The 18,037-nt window shown below is 64.5% G+C and carries 19 protein-coding genes and 1 pseudogene; all 20 read right to left on the bottom strand.

Translation table 11 applies throughout. The features are described from left to right. Nucleotides 1-6: 6 nt before the first annotated feature. On the bottom strand, nucleotides 7-594 hold the full coding sequence (locus NKI35_RS07515; protein WP_502897130.1) for a transglycosylase SLT domain-containing protein: 588 nt from the start codon (nucleotides 592-594) through the stop codon (nucleotides 7-9). After that, nucleotides 527-1,813, bottom strand: a complete 1,287-nt coding sequence (fliK, locus tag NKI35_RS07510; protein ID WP_352739329.1) for a flagellar hook-length control protein FliK — start codon at nucleotides 1,811-1,813, stop codon at nucleotides 527-529. Before fliK ends, NKI35_RS07515 begins: the two co-directional genes overlap by 68 nt. A 95-nt stretch (nucleotides 1,814-1,908) precedes the next feature. Then, the gene (locus NKI35_RS07505; protein WP_352739327.1) at nucleotides 1,909-3,339 is read right to left on the bottom strand and encodes a MotC family chemotaxis protein; all 1,431 of its coding nucleotides are present in this window, start codon (nucleotides 3,337-3,339) and stop codon (nucleotides 1,909-1,911) included. Further along, complete coding sequence (locus NKI35_RS07500) at nucleotides 3,336-4,682, bottom strand: MotB family protein (RefSeq protein WP_352739325.1); 1,347 nt, start codon at nucleotides 4,680-4,682, stop codon at nucleotides 3,336-3,338. Before NKI35_RS07500 ends, NKI35_RS07505 begins: the two co-directional genes overlap by 4 nt. A gap of 31 nt (nucleotides 4,683-4,713) precedes the next feature. Then, nucleotides 4,714-5,340: a hypothetical protein gene (locus NKI35_RS07495; RefSeq protein WP_352739323.1), complete on the bottom strand. Its 627-nt coding sequence runs from the start codon at nucleotides 5,338-5,340 to the stop codon at nucleotides 4,714-4,716. Between the two features lie 3 nt (nucleotides 5,341-5,343). After that, nucleotides 5,344-6,984, bottom strand: a pseudogene (gene fliF / locus NKI35_RS07490) (flagellar basal-body MS-ring/collar protein FliF). A gap of 191 nt (nucleotides 6,985-7,175) precedes the next feature. Then, complete coding sequence (locus NKI35_RS07485; protein WP_023683302.1) at nucleotides 7,176-8,060, bottom strand: flagellin N-terminal helical domain-containing protein; 885 nt, start codon at nucleotides 8,058-8,060, stop codon at nucleotides 7,176-7,178. A 282-nt stretch (nucleotides 8,061-8,342) separates the two neighbouring features. Continuing rightward, a complete protein-coding gene (locus tag NKI35_RS07480) occupies nucleotides 8,343-9,227 on the bottom strand; it encodes a flagellin N-terminal helical domain-containing protein (RefSeq protein WP_023683303.1) in 885 nt (294 codons plus the stop codon). Nucleotides 9,228-9,437: 210 nt separating this feature from the next. Continuing rightward, a complete protein-coding gene (fliP, locus tag NKI35_RS07475) occupies nucleotides 9,438-10,169 on the bottom strand; it encodes a flagellar type III secretion system pore protein FliP (protein ID WP_023686348.1) in 732 nt (243 codons plus the stop codon). Continuing rightward, a complete protein-coding gene (locus NKI35_RS07470; RefSeq protein ID WP_023673655.1) occupies nucleotides 10,166-10,666 on the bottom strand; it encodes a flagellar basal body-associated FliL family protein in 501 nt (166 codons plus the stop codon). Before NKI35_RS07470 ends, fliP begins: the two co-directional genes overlap by 4 nt. 17 nt (nucleotides 10,667-10,683) lie before the next feature. Continuing rightward, on the bottom strand, nucleotides 10,684-11,388 hold the full coding sequence (flgH, locus tag NKI35_RS07465) for a flagellar basal body L-ring protein FlgH (RefSeq protein WP_023673654.1): 705 nt from the start codon (nucleotides 11,386-11,388) through the stop codon (nucleotides 10,684-10,686). Continuing rightward, a complete protein-coding gene (locus tag NKI35_RS07460; protein WP_031195437.1) occupies nucleotides 11,385-11,966 on the bottom strand; it encodes a MotE family protein in 582 nt (193 codons plus the stop codon). Before NKI35_RS07460 ends, flgH begins: the two co-directional genes overlap by 4 nt. Nucleotides 11,967-11,969: 3 nt before the next feature. After that, nucleotides 11,970-13,211, bottom strand: coding sequence for a flagellar basal body P-ring protein FlgI (locus NKI35_RS07455; protein ID WP_023755004.1), 1,242 nt, complete (start codon nucleotides 13,209-13,211; stop codon nucleotides 11,970-11,972). After that, complete coding sequence (flgA, locus tag NKI35_RS07450) at nucleotides 13,208-13,735, bottom strand: flagellar basal body P-ring formation chaperone FlgA (protein WP_352739320.1); 528 nt, start codon at nucleotides 13,733-13,735, stop codon at nucleotides 13,208-13,210. Before flgA ends, NKI35_RS07455 begins: the two co-directional genes overlap by 4 nt. Nucleotides 13,736-13,741: 6 nt before the next feature. Next, nucleotides 13,742-14,530: a flagellar basal-body rod protein FlgG gene (gene flgG, locus NKI35_RS07445; protein WP_023673650.1), complete on the bottom strand. Its 789-nt coding sequence runs from the start codon at nucleotides 14,528-14,530 to the stop codon at nucleotides 13,742-13,744. A 12-nt stretch (nucleotides 14,531-14,542) separates the two neighbouring features. Then, nucleotides 14,543-14,878, bottom strand: a complete 336-nt coding sequence (fliE, locus tag NKI35_RS07440; RefSeq protein WP_023673649.1) for a flagellar hook-basal body complex protein FliE — start codon at nucleotides 14,876-14,878, stop codon at nucleotides 14,543-14,545. Continuing rightward, nucleotides 14,878-15,294 carry a flagellar basal body rod protein FlgC gene (flgC, locus tag NKI35_RS07435; RefSeq protein WP_023686341.1) on the bottom strand — a complete coding sequence of 139 codons (417 nt, stop codon included), beginning with the start codon at nucleotides 15,292-15,294 and terminating at the stop codon, nucleotides 14,878-14,880. Before flgC ends, fliE begins: the two co-directional genes overlap by 1 nt. Nucleotides 15,295-15,296: 2 nt before the next feature. Next, nucleotides 15,297-15,677, bottom strand: coding sequence for a flagellar basal body rod protein FlgB (gene flgB / locus NKI35_RS07430; RefSeq protein ID WP_023683310.1), 381 nt, complete (start codon nucleotides 15,675-15,677; stop codon nucleotides 15,297-15,299). A gap of 84 nt (nucleotides 15,678-15,761) precedes the next feature. Further along, entirely contained in the window at nucleotides 15,762-16,634 is an 873-nt protein-coding gene (locus NKI35_RS07425; protein WP_502897127.1) for a hypothetical protein, read from the bottom strand. Further along, on the bottom strand, nucleotides 16,615-18,036 hold the full coding sequence (fliI, locus tag NKI35_RS07420) for a flagellar protein export ATPase FliI (RefSeq protein ID WP_352739316.1): 1,422 nt from the start codon (nucleotides 18,034-18,036) through the stop codon (nucleotides 16,615-16,617). The genes NKI35_RS07425 and fliI overlap by 20 nt, the downstream gene beginning before the upstream one ends. Between the last annotated feature and the right edge of the window lies 1 nt (nucleotide 18,037).

The raw sequence follows: 18,037 nt of genomic DNA, 5'->3' as shown, positions 1-18,037 counted from the left end.
ATTCACCTAAGGGTTGCAAAAGTTGCGGGCGTTCGGGGTCCATTTGCCGAAGCCGGTGGCGACCATATTGGCGATGACGCGGCAGACATAGAATTTCTGCGCGGGGTCATTGTCGGGGCCGGCGTGGTAGCGGGCGACGGCCATCGACCAGCTGACATGACGAGCATGCAGGCTGGCCAGGAAGCGCGCGGCATAGTCGACATTCTGGCGCGGGTCGAGCATGTCGTCGACGCTGCGGAAATGCGCGGCGTGATAGTGATGGTTGATCTGCATGCAGCCGAGGTCGATCAGCGTCTTGCCCTCACGTCGGGCTGCTTCGAAGGCGGCCAGGGCCTCAGTGCGGCTCCTTGGAAATACCGGTTTTCCCTCTATATTCAATGCGTTAGGTTGCAAGCTACCCTTCTTGCCGGTCTCGGTCAGCCCGACCGCATAGAGGATGCCGGCGGGCACGCCATAGCGGTCGGCGGCACGCAAGATCTCGAGCTCGCAAGGGTCGGTAGCGGCGGTGGCCGGCTTGGTGGCGAGGCTAGATAAACATATCGTCGCCAGCGCGCTCGCGAGCAGGCGCGCCAGCGCGGCCGAATTCCTGGGCATCGTCATTGCGGTTTCTTCCCGACTGGTGGCCGCCCGAACCCGTATTGTTGCCGCTCGAGTTTCCGGGCTGAAAAGCGGACTGGTCGCGGCCTTGCGGCATTGGCTGCGAGTTCGCTGCATCGCTGCGAACCCCTGCGTGGACTGCTATCGAAGGTTGCAGGATGGTGACCTTGTCGATATCGAAGCCGAGCCCGCGCAACGACTTCACGATGGCGTCACTATCGGTGGCGAGACGGCGGTAAGCCTCATGGGTTTCGGGCTTCAATTCTATCGAAAGTTGTTCTCCGGAAAGCCTCAGACTGGCGGTGACCATGCCGAGCTCTGCCGGGTGAAGCTCGATCTTCAATATATGTGTCGGAACGGCAACAGAACCGACCGTCTGGGCGGTCGTCGACGGCGTCGAAACCGCTTGCCGCAGGCCGTTGTCCGAAGCCAGCGCGTCGATAAGCGCCGAAGTCGTTTGGTTTATCGGACTATGCGCCGGCGCGGGGAAGCTCTGCTCGGCGACAATGTCGACGCGCGCAGCGGATGGCGCCTGTTTCCCCGGTGTGGACGATGCCGCGGAATGGGCTCCATCGACGGACTTCGCCGACGGCGCGGACCGTTTTGCCTCGGGTGCCGAAACGTCGCTTGCCGTCTGGTCCGCCGGTAGAGGAGGCGTCGGACCATCCTGGTGCGGCAGTTTGCCGGACTGGAGCCCGATCGCGGGCAGCTTTTGCCCCTGATCCTGTGCGGAAACGCTGGTACCGGGCTTGGCCCGTTCCGATCGCGTCGTCGTGTCGAGTCTGTCGTCAATGCCGGACGCTGCGCGGTGTCTCTTCAGAGGCGACGTCTGTGCAGAAATGGCCTCGCCAGCGGGCGCCGGTTGCCCAGTCTGTCCATTCGTCGCGATGCCGTTCCCGCTTGTCCGGACCGTTGAGAAATGCCTGATATCGTGCAGCGCCAGCACCAGTGGCAAATGATCCTGCAGCGATCCTGCATCTGCGTCTCGTCCGGCCACCTCAGCGTCCTTGGATGGTTTGTCCGGGCCACTATCGGCATGTTCTTTTGCGGCCTTGCCGGCAGCGGATTTCGTCCCCGTTTTGCCAGACTGGGTGTGTGGGATTTCGCTTTTGCCGGGACCGGCAGGGCTGCGTTTGGCCCAACGCAGCCCGTGCGACGCGGCCTCAATTGCTCCCTGGCCTATCGGTGTCGGCGCATCGTCGTCGCCGCGCACCATGTCGCCGAAGCTTTTGTCGCCACCTTTGGCGTTTGAGGCCGACTGCTTCGATCCGGCGTGCGCGGGAGCCGGCAGGGCCTGGCCAACATTGGTGGTCATTTCGGGGCTGCTCCAAGCATCTGGTCGATCAAATCGAGCTGGTGACGCGTCCTCGCCATGGCGGCGTCGGTGGGATCGGTAGGCTCTACTGCGGCGGGGGCCGGCACCGATGCCGGCACGACCGGAGCCGCATCGCTGGCCGAGGCGACTGCAGGCGTTTCCGCCGCCTTTGCCTCTGGCGTGCTCGGTGCCTGCGCGGCCGGCTCACTTGCCGCCTTCGGTTGGTCGGTTGCGGGCTGTTCACTCGACGTTGTGGCGGCTGGCTGTTCCGGCATCGCGCCTTCGACCGGCGGCAGCTCTGGCTCGTCGGGTCTTTCCACTGCCGCGGTCTTGACCGGCTCCTGCCTGGCCGCGGCAGGTGCGGGCTTTTCGGCAGGCAGCGGCGCCGGCGGGGCGATGACTTCACCCGCCACGGCCTGCGCGGCATCGAGCAGGTCGCGGTCGCTTTGCGAAAGCTGGTTGCGATCGATCTTGTCCAGCTTGGCGCGGACCTCGCCGATGGTGCCGGACGTCACCGTGGACAGGCTGGAATAGAGCTGGGCGCGCGGATCGTCCTGATTGTGGATGCCGTCGCGGCCCCGTTCAGCCCTGGCCGAGGCAAAGGCGGAGAGATCGGCAAAGCCGTCGATCGCGGCGCGGCGGGCGATGCGCAGATAGATCACCTTCTCGCGCTCGGGATCCATCATTGCGGTGATGTCGGCGAGCTTGTCCTGGCTGATTGCCATGTGCAGCGCGATGACGCCGGAGACGAAGGCGTCGGCGAACTGGCTGGCATAGGGCGAATAGAGGTAGTCTTCGACGTATTGGGTTGAGGCAAGCGCGAAACGCGCACCGTCGCCTTGCGCGGCGGCGATGCCGACCGAGCGGCGCAGCGCTGCTTCCTCGACCAGCGTGCCGGGGCTGAGCAGGCGAGCATCGTCGAGCAGCGCAAGCGCGCTGACCGGTTGTTCAGTGGCGAGAAGCGAGCCCTTGACCAGCGCCAGAAAGGCACCGAGATCGGCGGGCAGGGTCATCGGATCGATCGGCTTCAGCGCCTCGATCGCAGCCGCCGGCCGGCCGTTCAGATAATCGACGATGCCCTTGGCGATGGCCAGGCTTTGCGGGTCGGTCTTGGCGCGCGACACCGCCGCCTCGACGGTGACGGGGTTGCCGCCACTCATGCCATAGACCAGCAAAGCGCGAAAATTCTTCGGGTCGCTGAAATCATCTGCGTCCGCCGCGCGCAGCCTTGTGTCGGCCATTTCGAGCAGCTTGGCCTGCATCGGCAGCGCGGCGTGATCGCCGGCGGCTATGCGGTCCTGCACAAGCTGCAGCGAGCGCACCAGCAGATAGGGCTGCAATGCGTCCTCGGCAAAAGCTGCCGGCGAATGGACAGCGCTCAGCAGCAGCAGGCCGACGGCGCGGCCGATGATGGCGGAGCGCCTCATCCGTCGGTCGCCATCAGAATCTCGATGCGGCGGTTGGCGGCCGCCATCGGGTCGGCTGCAATTTTCGGCTCGCGATCGGCGAAGCCGGCGACCTCGGTGATGCGGCGCTCGTCGACGCCGCCGCGCACCAGCATGTAGTAGGCGGAATGGGCGCGCGCCGTGGACAGCCGCCAATTGTCGTAAGTGTCGCTGCGGAACGGCCGCGCATCGGTGTGGCCGTTGATGCTGATCGTGCCTTTCTGCTCGTTGACGATGCGGCCGATCTTTTCCATTGCCAGCACCAGTTCACGCCTCGGCACCGCCGATCCGATTTCGAACATGCCGAAATCGAACTGGTCGGTGATCGAGATGACGACACCCTTGTCGGTGGCGTCGACGGAAACGCCGTTATGCAATTTGTCGCCTGGCTTGAAGGCCTCGGCCAGTTCCTGCTTGACCTGCGCCGCGGCCTTAACAGTGGCGGCCGTCGGCGCCTTTTCCGTGGCTTCGGGTTTGGGTGCGGGTTGTGCTTCGGCGGCTTCGGCCTTTGCAATCTGGGCCTTCGCTGCTTCAGCCTTGGCCTCTGCTTTGGCTTCCGCCTTGGTCAGCGGCTTATCGGAAACGGATTTCGCCAGCGGCTCGAGCGGCGCCGCGGCCACTGGCGGCGCCGCCGGCACGGCCTTCACCTCCGCCACTTGCGTCTGTGCCGCCTTGTCACCCGGCTTCAGCGGATCGCCTTCGATCTTGGTGCGTTCGGCGGTGGCTTCGGCGCCTGGTGCAGCCACCTGCTGCGACCAGAAATCCGGCGCGAACGGGTCGCGGTAGGATTGGCCGCCGGATGCGCCGGTAGCCGGGCCGGACGCCTGCGCGCCGCCATCGCCCTTCTCGCTGACGTTTTGCATGACGCCGGTGTCGGTGGCGATTTCCGACAGCACCGCATAGGGATCGGCAAACAGATGCTCGTCGGAAAGATCGGTCTTCGGCGCCGATTCCTTCGATTGCTTCTTGTCGGAAGTGCCGGCGCCGCCGACGCCGTCCTGTCCGGCCTTGCTGGTCTTGTCCCGCGGGTCGTCGGCCGTCAGCCCGACCTTGCTCGGGCCATCGCCGAGGTCTTCGAGGCCCTTGCGGCTGGCGTTGCGATCGACCAGCTTGACCGGATTGAAGTAGCTGGCAACGGCCGCCTTGGTCTGCTCGTTGGCGGCGTTGATCAGCCACATGACGAGGAAGAAGCACATCATGGCGGTCATGAAATCGGCAAAGGCAATCTTCCAGACGCCGCCGTGGTGGGCGTCGTCGTGGTCGTCGTGATTGCGCCGCACGATGATGATCTCGTGCCTGGCGTCTGCGGCCTCGACAACGCTCATGACGTCCACTCGTTCATAATAGGGCCCCCGCTCATGATAGGGCCTCCGACAAGGCGGCCGACCATTTGGCAATGCGGGTTTCGAACACCGCCTCGTCAATGGCGACGGTAAGGTCGAAGCCGGGCGCCTCGATGAAATCGAGATTGGCCGCGCGTGGGCCGAGCGAAGCCTTCAGTGCCTCGAACAATGACAGCGGTCCGCGCACGGCGATGCGCACCGCCTCGCTGTCGCCGACGGCTTCGCGGATCGTGCCGGCAAGGGCTTCCAGCGAACGCTTCTGCAGATCGTCGCTGACAAGGCCGCCAATGATGCGCGCAATGGTGGCGCCGACGAGGTCGCTGACCTTGGCCTCCATGATCTCGATACGGGCAGTGACGACCGCGCCGAGATCGCCGCCGAAACTTTCCAGAAAGGCCTTTGCTTCATCGGCGTTGGCCTGTCTCTGCGCCTCGAGCGCTGCCTGGTGGGCGATGGCAAGGCGGGCTTCAAGGGCGGCTTCGGCATCGATGACCGCTTCGGCGATCAGCGCGCCGATGTCGGCCTGCGGCGCCGACGTCTCCGGCCTTGGCTCGGCCATGGCCGCGAGCGAGGGCTGGCCGGCACGCTGGCTGCGTGCGCCGAAATCCGGCAAAAGGTCGAAAAGCGCTGCCGAGGCCATGGTCTATACCGCTGCTTCCTGGGCCGCCCATTTGCGCAGGATCTGCGCGGTGCGCTCCTCATTGATGTCGACCATGCGGGCAAGCCGCTCCTGTGGCGCCGGCCTGATCTTCTGGCGAAGATCATCGAGTGGAGTCGGGCCGGGGCGGCTGCCGGGCAAGGCAGCCGGCGCCGGTTAGGCGCCGGCGGCGTCGGGTGTCGGCAGCGAACGCTGGACGTCGTCGAAGCTCGGACCGGCAAGTGCCGGCGTCGGCCGCGCGCTCAGCGCGGTGGCCATTGGCCTCAGGCCGAAGAAGGCGACCAGGAACACCACGACGATGAACGCGCCGGCGTTGATCATCGTACCGGCATGGGTTCCGATCGACGCCATTATGCCCGGCTGTTCGACCGGCTCGCCGTCCAGCCCGTCGATGAACTCGACCGCCGAGACATCGATGATGTCGCCGCGCTTGTCGTCGAAGCCGGTGGCTGAGGCGACCATTTTCTGGATGTCGGCGACGCGCTTGGCGATCTGTTCGGGTGTGGCGTCCTTGCCGAGGATGGTCATCAGCCGCTGCTGGTTGACGACGACGGCGATCGACATCTTGGTGACGGAATAGCCGTTGGAGACTGTGGCGATCTTCTTGGAGTTGATCTCGTAATTGGTGATCTCCTCCTTGCGATCATTCTCCGATGACGTCTGCGGACCATCGGTGCTGGTCGCCTGGGTCTCGGGCAGGTTCTGCTCGACGGTGGCCGGGGTCGAGGCCTGCCTCTGATTGCTGTTTTCGTTGGCGCGCACGGACTGCACGGAACGCTCCACGCGCGACTCCGGATCGAAGATTGTCTCTTCGGTCTGGCGGGTGTCGGTATTGACGTCGGCTTTGACGCTGGCGCGGAAATTGTCGGGGCCGAGATAAGGCGTCAGCGCGCGGCGGATGTTGTCGCCGATCTGCGCCTCGACGGTCTGCTCGACGCCGAGCGTGCGGGCAGCACTTGTGTTGGAGGGATCGTCGCCGGCGGCGAGAAGGTTGCCGTTGGAATCGAGCACGGTAACCTTGTCGGCCGACAGGCCCGGCACGGCGGCGGCGACGAGATGGCGGATCGACATGGCGCTCTTTTCGGCGTCGATGCCGGAATAGCGGATGACCACCGAGGCGGAGGGTTGCTGTTCGTCGCGGCGGAAATTGGCGCGCTCGGACATGACGATGTGAACGCGGGCGGCCTTGATGCCGGATATCGACTGGATGGTGCGGGCGATCTCGCCTTCCAGGGCGCGCACGCGGGTGATCTGCTGCATGAAGGAGGTCAGGCCAAGAGAACCGACATTGTCGAACAGTTCGTAGCCGGCATTGGCGCTGGTCGGCAGGCCCTTTTCGGCGAGCAGCATGCGCGCCTGCGCGGTGGTGCCGGCCGGCACCAGCACGGAGGTGCCGTCGGAGCCGACGTCGAAGCCGATGCCGGCTTCGCCGAGCACCAGGCCGATCTGGTTCACGTCGGAGCGATCGAGCCCGACATAGAGCGTCTCATAGGCCGGGCGGTTGAGATAGACCGAGCCGATGCCGATGACGGCCATCACCAATGCGGCAATGCCGGCCAGCATGGCAAGGCGCCTGACGCCAAATGCCCTGAGATTCGAGATGATGCTCTGGATCTGTTGCGGCACGATTCAAGCGCTCCCAGCATGATATTCCGTGGGAACACTAGACCGCGAAGCTTGTGCGAAGATGATAGAGCATGTCGCCCGGAAGTGTGCAGCGGTTCCGGGTCAACGACATGCGTCAAAACACACCCATACAGGAAAGGGCCGCGCTGTCGGCGCGGCCCTTATTCAAGGAAGAGAAAGCCGGGTCAGGCTTACTGCTTGAACAGCGCCAGGATCGACTGCGAGTTGCCGTTGGCGATCGACAGCGACTGGATGCCGAGCTGCTGCTGGACCTGGAGGGCCTGCAGCCGCGTGGATTCCTTGTTCATGTCGGCGTCGACCAGCGCGCCGACGCCCTTGTCGATCGAGTCCGACAGGTTCGACAGGAAGCTCTTCTGGGTGTCGATGCGCGACTTGGCGGCGCCGAGATAGGCGGCACCCGTGGACAGCTTGGCAAGCGCCGTTTCAACGGCGCCGAGTGCGGTGTCGATGGCCGCCGGGAGGACCTGGGTGGTGCTGGGATCGAAGAAGGTCGTCGCCAGCAGAGCGCCGACGATGCCGCCGGTGCCGGGAAGATCGAGAACCTGCGTGTCGGCCGCCTTGACGTCGATGGTGTCGATGGCGACGGTCGTGCCGGTGCGGTTATAGGACGCGACGATCTTCAGGTCGGAGGTCGCGGCAGCGTCGTTCTGCAGCAGGTTCGAGCCGGCATAGGAGGCGTTGGTGACCGACGACTTGATCTGGTCCTGGATAGCCTTGATCTCAGTGGCGATCTTCTGCTGGTCGTCCTTGCTGGCGCTGCGTGCAGTGACCAGCTTGGCCTTGATCAGGTCGACCTGGTCCTTGATGTCGGTGATGGCGGTGTAGGCGGTATCGACCTTGCCGGCGCCGAGGCCAAGCGCGTCCTGAACGGCCGAAAGCGCCTTGTTGTCGGACTTCATCGTGGTGGCGATCGACCAGTAGGCGGCGTTGTCGCTGGCGGTGGCGACGCGGTAGCCGGTCGAAATGCGTGACTGGGTGGTTTCAAGCTGCTTGTTGGTGTTGTTCAGGCTCTGCAGCGCGGTCAGAGCCGAGGCGTTCGTCATGATGCTAGCCAAGATATTTACCCCTTTTCAAACACTGGCGTGTCCCGAACACGCCGGATCAACTTCATCAAGGGGGTAGGCATAAGCCCATCGACCGTATGGTCTGCCCGCCATGGAATGGTTAACCATGACTACCGGGATATGGTTAACGGCCTGTTAAACCAAGCCATTCAGGGCGCTGGCCAAGAGCAAAAATCGGCAGCCATTCACCAAGACAATCAACAGCCGCAAAAAGAAATCGGGCCGCGCTGTTGGCACGGCCCGACGGATGGTGTCAGTCGTAATGTCGAGAGATCAGCCGCGGAAGAGCGACAGGATCGACTGCGAGTTGCCGTTGGCGATCGACAGCGCCTGGATGCCGAGCTGCTGCTGGACCTGGAGGGCCTGCAGACGGGTCGATTCCTTGTTCATGTCGGCGTCGACCAGAGCGCCGACGCCCTTGTCGATCGAGTCCGACAGGTTCGACAGGAAGCTCTTCTGGGTGTCGATGCGCGACTTGGCGGCGCCGAGCGAGGCAGCGCCTGTGGACAGCTTGGCAAGCGCGGTTTCAACAGTGCCGAGCGCGGTGTCGATGGCGGCGGGGGTAACCGCCGTGGTGCTCGGGTCGAAGAAGGCAGCGGCGAGCAGGCCGCCGACGATGCCGCCCGTGCCGGCGACATCGAGAACCTGCGTATCGGCAGCCTTGACGTCGATGGTGTCAATGGTGACGGTCGCGCCGGTACGGTTGTAAGCCGCAACGATCTTCAGGTCGGACGCAGCGGCAGCGTCGTTCTGCAGCAGGTTCGAGCCGGCGAAGTTGGCGTTGGCGACCGAGGACTTGATCTGCGCCTGGATGGCGTTGATTTCGGTCGCGATCTTCTGCTGGTCTTCCTTCGAGGCGCTGCGGGCAGTGACCAGCTTGGTCTTGATCAGGTCGACCTGGTCCTTGACGTCGTTGATGGCGGTGTAGGCGGTGTCAACCTTGCCGGCGCCGAGGCCGAGGGCGTCCTGCACGGCCGAGTTGGCCTTGTTGTCGGACTTCATCGAGGTCGCGATCGACCAGTAAGCGGCGTTGTCGGAAGCGGTGGCAACGCGGTAGCCGGTCGAGATGCGGGCCTGCGTCTGCTCGAGGGATTTGTTGGTGTTGTTCAGGCTCTGCAGCGCGGTCAGCGCCGAGGCGTTCGTCATGATACTGGACATGGCTACTCGTACCTTGATTTTTACAGGGTGTTTTTGACATACCGGCTTTTCCGGTATGACGGAGCGGCATCATGCCAATGATCGTGAGACCCGATCACCCGCCATCTGCGAGCAATATGCGGGCAAGTCCCTACCAAAGGGCTAAACGGGACGGTTAACCGGAAATATATTGCATAAAACTTTAGCAAGGCGCCAACGGCGCGCGGACGGTCAGGTGAAGGAGCGCACCAGGCTGCCGACAAGCAGGTTCCAGCCGTCGATGAGGACGAAGAACAGGATCTTGAAGGGCAGCGAAACGACGGTCGGCGGCAGCATCATCATGCCCATGGCCATGGTGATGGTGGCGACGATCAGGTCGATGACGAGGAACGGCAGCACGATCAGGAAGCCGATCTCGAAGCCGCGGCGGATTTCGGAGATCATGAAGGCCGGCACCAGGATGCGCAGGTCGACGGTGTCCCTGGCAACGACCTGGCCGCGTTCGCGGGCGAGATCGGCGAACAGGTCGAAGTCCTTGTCGCGGACATTGTGCAGCATGAAGGTGCGGAACGGGTCCGAAATCTTTTCGAACGCCTCGGTCTGGCTGATCTGGTTGTCCATCAGCGGCTTGACGCCGGTGTTCCAGGCCTGGTCGAAGGTCGGCGCCATGACGTAGAAGGTCATGAACAGCGACAGCGAGATCAGGATCAGATTGGCCGGCGTCGACTGCAGGCCGATGCCGGCGCGCAGGATCGAGAAGGCGATGACGAAGCGGGTGAAGCTCGTCACCATGATCAACAGGCCCGGCGCCACCGACAGCACGGTGATCAGACCGAACATCTGGATGATATAGCCGACGGTGGCGCCGTCGGCCTTGCCGATGCCGCCGAGATCGAGCTGCTGGGCGGCGGCGACAGAGGTGGCGGCGACGACGATCGCGGCGGCGAGGACGAGTTTTCTCATTCGAGCAGCAATGTCCTGATCAGAACCTGTTTGGCATGGCCACCGCTGCGGATTGCGGCGCGCTCCTCGAGGTCGGCTTTCAAATGCTGGTAGCCGCTGGCGCCTTCGATCTGATGCATCTTCAGGGTGCGGACCATGGCAAGCAGGTCCTGGTGAATGCTTTCGGTAAGTTCCGGCGGCTGCGGCGCATCGTAGACCACCGACGCTTCCAGCCTTATCCAGGTGTCAGCAGGCGAAGCCAGATTGGTGGTGATCGGCGCCAGCTGGACAAGCGTCGGCCCGGTGCCGGGAGCATGTTCGGCCGCCTTGCTCGGTTGCTCGGCATTGGACTGGTTCTCCGGTGCGGCGGGCACAGGCACCGGTCCCCCGACGCCCTTCAGATAGCCGCCGGACATCCAGCCCATGCCGATCGCGGCGCCCGTCACCGCCAGCAGCATCGCAAGCTGGATGACAAGCGACGGGCCCTTTTTTTGCTGAACCTGTTCGACATTTGCCACGGCGCCGTTCTCCAGTCCTAAAAGGGGAGGACTTGGTCGAGGATCTGCTGACCGTAAGCGGGCTGCTGGATTTCGCTGACGCGGCCGCGGCCGCCATAGGAGATGCGCGCCTCGGCGATGCGTTCATAAGAGATGGTGTTTTCAGCGCCGATATCGGATGGACGCACCATGCCGGCGATGGTCAGCACTCTGAGCTCGTAATTGACGCGCACCTCCTGTGAGCCCCGGATCATCAGATTGCCGTTGGGCAGGACTTCGGTGACGACGGCGGCGACGTTGAGCTCGAGGTTCTCCGAGCGCTTGATTTCGCCGTCCGCATTGGTTTCGGTGGTGGAGCTCAGCCCCGCGTCGCCCTTGCCGCTGGTGGTGGCACCTTCCCATCCGAGGTTGACGTCATAGCCGAGCTTGCGCCCGGCGGTGCGGCTGCGGTCGTTCTGGTTCTTGAAGTTGGCCTTGTCGTTGAGCTTGATCCTGACGGTGAGGATGTCGCCGTCGCGCAGCGCGCGTGGGTCGGTGAACAACCGGCTCTGGCGATCATCCCACAGCGAGAATTTCTTCACTGGCGCGGGTGGCGTTTCGGGATAGGAGTAGGGCGCATTGACGCTGCCGGTAATGCCGGTGCCAACCGGCGACAGCGCCGGCTCCCTGCCGATCTCCCTGGGGTCGGAGGCGCAGCCGGCAAGTGAAGCGGTGGCGACCAGGGCGAGTATATGCGACTTCATGACGGGTCTACCCTTCGCGCCGCGCTGGCCATAATGCCGGTGAGCGTGGCTGCCGCCTTCTGGTCCATTTCGTTGAGAATGACGCCGGCCTTGCGCGAATCGAGTTTCATCAGGATGGCGGCGGCGAGATCGGTGTTGACCATGGCCAGGCGCTCGGCCGCGGCATCCGGTTTCATGCCGGCATAGATCTTGACGACGCCATCCTCGGCGCGGGCCAGGAAAACTTCACGCCGCTTCAGCCATTGCTCGTATTCGGCGCGCTTGTCGTCCAGCGCCTTCATGCGCTGGTCGATGCCAGCCTGCAACTGCTTCAACTCTTCGGCCTGCAGCGCGTAACGGCGGTCGCGGGCGGCGTCGGCGATGTTGGAGCAGAAGCGCTGGATTTCGCTTTCATCGGGCACCTTCTCGCGGACCAGCTGCTGCATTGCCGCCGGCTGTTGCCCGCCAGGCAGAACCTGCCGCACCGCTTCTTCCGCGCGGACAGTGCCGCCGGCAAGGACGGTGGCGGCGATGACGCAAGCTGCCAAGGCTGCGCTTCGGCGGTGCTGCTTTTGGGAAAAGAAATCGATCATCGGCATGGCCTATTGGAGAACCAGATCGGCCTGCAAAGCGCCGGCCGACTTGATGCCTTGCAAAATGGCAATGATGCCGTCCGGCTTGACGCCGAGACGGTTGAGGCCCGACACCAGCGTTTCGAGGTTCGGTCCGTCGAGCACATTGACGCGGGCGTCAGGCCGCGTGGCATCGATGGTGGTGAAGGGTTCCTCCGCTGTCACGCCCTTGGAGAACGGTTCCGGCTGGACGATCTTCGGCTGTTCGGTGATGCGCACGGTGAGCGTGCCGTGGCTGATCGCCACCCGCGAGATCTTGACCTCGTTGCCGATGACGATGGTGCCGGTGCGTTCGTCTATGACGACGCGTGCCGGCGTGTCTGTCTCGACCACCAAATTCTCGATCTCGGCGTAGAAACGCGCCGCCGAAACATTCTTCGGCCGCCTGATCTGCACGGTGCGTGCATCGCGCTCCGCCGCCACGCGCGTGCCGAAGCGTTGCGAGGTGTAGCCGTTGATGGCGTCGGCGATGCGGACGGCAGTGGAGAAATCGGGATTGCGCAATTGCAAGGTGAGCAGCGCCTGGTCTTCGAATTCGGCGCGCACTGTGCGCTCGACGATGGCGCCGTTGGGCACGCGGCCGGCGGTCGGCACGCCTTGCGTCAGCTTTTCGGCATCGCCCTGGGCAGTGAAGCCGGAAACAATGACCGAGCCTTGCCCGACAGCATAGATTTCGCCATCGGCCGCCTTCAGTGGCGTCATTATCAGCGTGCCACCGGCAAGCGATGTGGCGTCGCCCATGGAGGAGACGTCGATGTCGATGCGGGCGCCCGACTGCACGTAAGGCGGCATGTTGGCGGTGACGATGACGGCGGCGACGTTCTTGGCCCGCGCGCTGCCGCCTTCGGTGGCGATGCCGAGATTTTCGAGCATGGCGCGGATCGACTGTTCGGTGAAGGGCGAATTGCGCAGGCTGTCGCCCGATCCGGCGAGGCCGATGACGAGGCCGTAGCCGACGAGCTGGTTGTCGCGCGAAGCCTGCAGCTGCGCAATGTCCTTGATGCGCGATGCGACCTGGCCGGGTGGCAGAGAGCTTGGGCCGTTGGAGACCCTGAACATGCGGTTGGTGGTGGCCGGATCGTATTCGGGATCGACAAAGGCGCCGCCATTCTGGCCGGCAAGATCGCGCTTTTGGTTCGGCGTAAGACCGTCGGCCAGCGCCGGCTGCAGGCCGACAACGGCCGCGAGCAGAAGGGCAGCTCCGCGTCTCATGACGCGCTGACCCGGATGGTGCCGTCAGCCATCACCGTGCCGGAAAAGATCTTGCCGCTGTCTGTGTTGCGGACCTTTATCAAATCGCCGGCGGCACCCGGCTGCAGCGACACCGCCGTGGCCGAAATGGTGAGGTCGCCCGCGATGAAATAGACCTGCACGGCGGCACCCTGTTCGACCAGCCAGGCGTCGCGGATGGCGGCGACCGGGATATAGCGGCCGGGCAGCAGCGTGCGCTTGGCGACCTTGCCCTGGAGTTCCATCGCCCGCGTGGCGACCGCATCTGGCCTGTGCTTGCCGGGGAACAGCGTCACCGGTTTCAGCGCGCCGGTGTCGATCATCTCGCCGGGATAGATGACCCGGTTGGGGATCAGCACGATCTCGCCGGTTGCCTGACTGCTTGCGACCTGGGTGGTGGTCTCCTGATTTGCCGCTTCCTGCGCAAACGCCGGGACACCGCCGGCTACCAGCGCGAGCATCAGCGCGGTGCGGCAAAGCGCGGAGCGGGAGGCCGGAGAGACCATCAAACCTTACCTGATGTTCTTGGACACGACCGAGGCCATGTCGTCGGCGGCCTGGATGACCTTGGAGTTCATCTCATAGGCGCGCTGCGCCGAGATCAGCTCGGTGATTTCCTTGACCGGATCGACGTTGGAGGCCTCGAGATAACCCTGCTCGACTGAGGCGAAGCCGGGATCGCCGGGCACGCCGACATTGGCCGGGCCGGAGGCCGGCGTCTCCTGGAACAGATTGTCGCCGAGCGGCGCCAGGCCGGCTTCATTGGCAAAGTTGGCGAGCTGCAGCTGGCCCAGCAGCTGGAGGTCGGTCTGGCCGTCGATGCGGGCAAAGACCTGGCCGGTCTTGTTGACGACAACTTCGATGGCATCGGTCGGCACGGTGATGGCCGGGATGACATTGGCGCCGTCGACGGTCACCAGCTGGCCGGTGGCGTTGGTGTTGAAGGCGCCGGCGCGGCTGTAGAGCGTGCCGCCGTCGCCGCCCTCGATCTGGAACCAGCCGCGGCCCGTCAGCGCCATGTCGAAACTGTTGCCGGTCGAGGTCAGTTCGCCCTGCGTATGGACGTTGCGCACCGCCGTCGTCTTGACGCCGAGGCCGATCGACACGCCTTCCGGCACAAGCGATGAATTGGAGCGGTTGGGCACGCCCTGCGTGCGGTCGACCTGGTAGAGCAGGTCGGAGAATTCGGCGCGCGCGCGCTTGTAGCCGGTGGTGTTGATGTTGGCGATGTTGTTGGCGATGACTTCCAGATTTGTCTGCTGGGCATTCATGCCGGTCGCTGCGATGGCGAGTGCTTTCACGGCAAGTTCTCCTCAGATGCCCATACGGCTGATTTCGAGATAGGCGGAGACGACCTTGTCGCGAATGGCGATCGTGGTCTGCAGGGCCTGCTGGGCGCTCATGACGGCGTCGACGACCTGGCGGGTGTCGGCGTCGCCCCTCAGCGCCTGGATCGACACCTGCTCGGCATTCTGCAAGGTGTTGACGGTCTTTGAAGCAGCCTGGCTCAGCGCTTCGGCGAAGGTGGTGCCGATTTCGCTGCCGGCCATCGGCGCCCTGGTGCCCTGGAACAGGTCGGTCGTGGTATCGGCGCCACCGATCTCCGGCTTGAGGGGAAGCGATCCGATACCGCCAATGCCGCTGATCATTACTGGTTCCTCATCAGGTCGATGGTCATGGAGATCAGATCACGCGCCTGCTTGATGACCTGAAGGTTGGCTTCGTAGGAGCGGTTGGCCTCGCTCATGTCGGCCATCTCGACCAGCACGTTTACATTGGGCATCTTGACGTAGCCCTTGTCGTCGGCGGCCTCGTTGCCGGGCTGGAATTCGACGGGAAAGTCGCTGGGGTCGCGGTCGATGGAGTTGACCTCAACTGTCGTGCCACCCGAGGCACGGTCGAGTTCCGAGACGAAACTGATGGTCTTGCGGCGATAGGGGTCAGCGCCCGGGGTGTTGCCGGTCGACTGCGCGTTGGCGAGATTTTCCGAAACGACGCGCAAACGGTCAGACTGGGCGCTGAGGCCGGACGCGGCGATCTTGAGGGCTGAGGTCAAGGCGTCCATTGTCAGCTCTTCACCGCCATCATCATCATCGAATGGAAGGCCTTGACGATCGCGGTGTTGAGCTCGAAGGAGCGGCGGACCTCGCCGGCCTTCATCAGTTCGTTCTCGACCACCACCGTGTTCTTCGAGGGCATGATGGCGCCGGTCGTCTCTTCTGGCTTGACCGTGAAGCCGGCATTAGTGGCGGCAGTGCCGAGGTGGCCTGCCTGGGTGGCGGTCAGCGACACTGCCGTGCGGTCGAGCACCTTCTCGAACGGCTCGACATCGCCGGCGGTGTAGCCGGGCGTGTTGACGTTGGCGATGTTGCCGGCAATTGCGGACTGGCGCACCGACAGCCATTGCGACTGCTTGGCGGCGAGATCGAAAAGGTTGACGGGCTCCATGGGGATCTCCAGGCTGGTACGTACAAGACTAGGCTGCCAGTCTTGCGCGGACCTTGCGCGGGCCAGGCGTAAGCCGGTGTGCCGCTATTTGGAGAGTTCGATCACCTGGTCGGTGCTGGTGACCATGACCCACTTGCCGCCGCGTTGCTCGATCGACGAGACGACGCTGGAGTCGGGCAGCTTCGAGCCGCGCTGGACAATCCACAGGCCGGCATCGTCCTCGATCATGGCGCGGCCATTGGCGACATGAACCATGCGAAATTTGGCGTCCGCCGGGAAGGGCTGCTCGTCGACGCCGGGAGGCTGGGTCTTGTCCTCGGGGTCCTGCAGCGTGCCGGTGGCGAACAGGTCGACATCGGGAACATCGTTTGCCGTCAGCGGCTGACCGCTGTTCTCCATCTGCGAGCCGCCGCTGACCCGCCCTGCATTGGTGCCGCTGCCGCCGAACTTGATCGCCTGCACGCCGAACTGGTCCTGATTGAAGAAGATATACCAGGGAAACAGCGCGCAGATCAGGCCAAGCGTGATGCCGAGCGCGGCAAAGACGATATCGCTGCGGCGGTCGGATTTCTTGTCGAGCCTGGGATATTGCGGCCTTGGCGGCTGCGGCCATTCGGTGACCGGGAACAGCCCGTCGAGAAGCGAGTCACGACTGGTCTCGATCGCTTCTTTGGGGCCGGCGCGAGGGGTCCTTGGCAATTCAGGCTTGACGACGCTGGGCAAGGCAGGCTCGGCCAAGCGAGGCACAGTGGACTCGACTGCGCTGGCTACCCTGGGCAAGAATGGCCTGGCGGCCCTGGCCAGAATGGCCTCAGCCTTGGCGGCCTTGTCGAGATCGGCCTTTGCCCTGACAGCTCTCGCTTCGTTGGCCCGGGCTTCTTCCGCGGCACTGGCCTCCGCGATCATCTCGCGCAAAAGCCGCTCGGTGTACTGAAGCTCAGTCTCCTGCATCGACACTTTGCTTGCCTTTCAGATGACGGGCGAGGTCGGAGAATGCGTCGCTCGAGGCGCGATCCCTGGGCGACTGCGTCAGCGCCTCGTAGATCAGCGGCACCTGGCGCACGGCAATATCGAGCTCGGCGTCGGCGCCGCCCTGATAGGCACCGAGCAGGCGGATGTCGCGGGTGTCCTCGAAGCGCGAGATCATCGATTTCAGCCTGGTCACCAGCATGCGTTGCTCGGGGCTCCATGCCTTGTCGGCGAGGCGCGAGATCGACGACAGCGGATTGACCGGGGGGTAGCGGCCCTGTTCGGCAATGGCGCGGTCGAGCACGACATGGCCGTCGAGGATGCCGCGTACCGAATCGGCGACCGGGTCGTTGTGGTCGTCGCCGTCGACCAGCACCGAGATGATGGCAGTGATCGATCCCTGTCCTTTGATACCGGGGCCTTCAGCGCCAGGTCCGGCGCGTTCGAGCAGCTTCGGCAGGTCGGTGAAAACCGAAGCGGGATAGCCCCGGGCGACCGGCGGCTCGCCGGTGCCGGTCGCCACCTCGCGCAGCGCATGGGCAAAGCGGGTAATCGAATCCAGCACCAGCAGCACGCGATGGCCCTGGTCGCGAAAATGTTCGGCAACGCGCATGGCGGTATCCGGCGCGCGCCGGCGCATCATGGCGCTCTCGTCGCTGGTGGCGACGACGGCGACCGTCTTGGCCATGCTCTCTGCGCCGATCGTGTCTTCGAGGAATTCGCGTACCTCGCGGCCGCGCTCGCCGATCAGCGCCACGACCACGGTGTCGAAGGCGTCGGCGCCGGCCAGCATGGCAAGCAGCGTCGACTTGCCGACGCCGGAACCGGCAAAAATGCCGAGGCGCTGGCCCAGGCAGAGCGGCGTGAAGATGTCGATGACCTTGACCCCGGTCGTGAAGGCGGTGCCGACGCGCTGCCGCGCCATCGCGCCGGGCGTGGTGCCGTCGCCGCTCGCAGCCTCGCCGATCCTGATCAGCGGCGGGCCGCCATCGATGACGCGGGTCAGCGCGTCGATGGCGCGCCCGCGCCACGAGGCAAGCGGCGCTACCGTCAGCGGGCCGCGGCGAAACACGGCGTCGCCGATGCCGGCGTCGGCGCTGCGTTCGAAGGGGGCGATGACGACTTCGTCGCGACCGATCCTGACGATCTCGCCGCGGCGCGTGCCGGCATTGCCGCGCTGTTCGACGAGGTCGCCAAGCCTGGCGACTTCGGACAGGCCGCGCACCTTGTAATGCGTCGGCGAAACCTCCGAAACACGGCCACCACGCCGCAGCAGCGTTTCGGTATCGTCGAAGCGGCGCCAGATCCGCTCCAGCGCAGCCAGCCGGTTTTCCGGTGCTGTCTCCGGTTGCCGTTCAAGCGCGCGTATCGATGATTTGCTGCTCGACATG

Source organism: Mesorhizobium sp. M0676 (assembly GCF_040320535.1).
Lineage (GTDB): Bacteria > Pseudomonadota > Alphaproteobacteria > Rhizobiales > Rhizobiaceae > Mesorhizobium.
Note: the sequence above shows the minus strand (reverse complement) of the source record. Positions and strands in the feature narration are given on the sequence as shown.

Excerpts from the sequence above, each read along its gene's own strand:
- NKI35_RS07515 (WP_502897130.1), bottom strand. The coding sequence starts at position 594 with ATGCCCAGGAATTCGGCCGCGCTGGCGCGCCTGCTCGCGAGCGCGCTG.
- fliK (WP_352739329.1), bottom strand. The coding sequence starts at position 1,813 with ATGGTGCGCGGCGACGACGATGCGCCGACACCGATAGGCCAGGGAGCA.
- NKI35_RS07505 (WP_352739327.1), bottom strand. The coding sequence starts at position 3,339 with ATGAGGCGCTCCGCCATCATCGGCCGCGCCGTCGGCCTGCTGCTGCTG.
- NKI35_RS07500 (WP_352739325.1), bottom strand. The coding sequence starts at position 4,682 with ATGAGCGTTGTCGAGGCCGCAGACGCCAGGCACGAGATCATCATCGTG.
- NKI35_RS07495 (WP_352739323.1), bottom strand. The coding sequence starts at position 5,340 with ATGGCCTCGGCAGCGCTTTTCGACCTTTTGCCGGATTTCGGCGCACGC.
- NKI35_RS07480 (WP_023683303.1), bottom strand. The coding sequence starts at position 9,227 with ATGTCCAGTATCATGACGAACGCCTCGGCGCTGACCGCGCTGCAGAGC.
- fliP (WP_023686348.1), bottom strand. The coding sequence starts at position 10,169 with ATGAGAAAACTCGTCCTCGCCGCCGCGATCGTCGTCGCCGCCACCTCT.
- flgH (WP_023673654.1), bottom strand. The coding sequence starts at position 11,388 with ATGAAGTCGCATATACTCGCCCTGGTCGCCACCGCTTCACTTGCCGGC.
- NKI35_RS07460 (WP_031195437.1), bottom strand. The coding sequence starts at position 11,966 with ATGCCGATGATCGATTTCTTTTCCCAAAAGCAGCACCGCCGAAGCGCA.
- NKI35_RS07455 (WP_023755004.1), bottom strand. The coding sequence starts at position 13,211 with ATGAGACGCGGAGCTGCCCTTCTGCTCGCGGCCGTTGTCGGCCTGCAG.
- flgA (WP_352739320.1), bottom strand. The coding sequence starts at position 13,735 with ATGGTCTCTCCGGCCTCCCGCTCCGCGCTTTGCCGCACCGCGCTGATG.
- fliE (WP_023673649.1), bottom strand. The coding sequence starts at position 14,878 with ATGATCAGCGGCATTGGCGGTATCGGATCGCTTCCCCTCAAGCCGGAG.
- flgC (WP_023686341.1), bottom strand. The coding sequence starts at position 15,294 with ATGGACGCCTTGACCTCAGCCCTCAAGATCGCCGCGTCCGGCCTCAGC.
- flgB (WP_023683310.1), bottom strand. The coding sequence starts at position 15,677 with ATGGAGCCCGTCAACCTTTTCGATCTCGCCGCCAAGCAGTCGCAATGG.
- fliI (WP_352739316.1), bottom strand. The coding sequence starts at position 18,036 with ATGTCGAGCAGCAAATCATCGATACGCGCGCTTGAACGGCAACCGGAG.